This window comes from Bowmanella yangjiangensis (genome assembly GCF_017255015.1).
GTDB lineage: Bacteria > Pseudomonadota > Gammaproteobacteria > Enterobacterales > Alteromonadaceae > Bowmanella > Bowmanella yangjiangensis.
Genome location: NZ_JAFKCS010000635.1, coordinates 1 through 416 on the forward strand (window position 1 = coordinate 1; position 416 = coordinate 416).

The 416-nt window shown below is 68.0% G+C and carries 1 pseudogene; it reads left to right on the plus strand.

From position 1 onward, the window contains the following. Positions 1-97 precede the first annotated feature (97 nt). Positions 98-416: pseudogene (locus J0A65_RS26020) on the plus strand (D-serine ammonia-lyase); the annotation flags it as partial.

Below are 416 nucleotides of genomic sequence, written 5' to 3' on the forward strand. Positions count from 1 at the left end.
GGCGCAGCCGTTCCGCCGGTCGTTCAGCGGCCTTTGCCAGATCGGTTCGGCCGTCGTCTAATGCCGGCTGTTCTCTGCCCTCGATGAGGAGTGCCCGATGATCCTTGGCAAGTCGCTCGCCCAATGGTGCGCGGAATACCCGCTGCTCGACGAGTTGATCGCGCTGCACGAAACCAGCTGGTTCAATCCGGGCGTGGCGCCTGTCGCGCAGGCACTGGCCGACGTCGGCCTGAGCGCCGCCGATGTGGCCGACGCCAGCGCACGGCTGCAGCGCTTCGCCCCTTATCTGGCGCGGGTGTTTCCGCAGACGGCAGGCAGTGGCGGCATCATTGAGTCGGACATTCTCGCCCTGCCGCGCATGCAGGCGTGGCTGAGCGGGCAGGGCGGCGACGTCGGCGCACTGTGGCTCAAGCGTG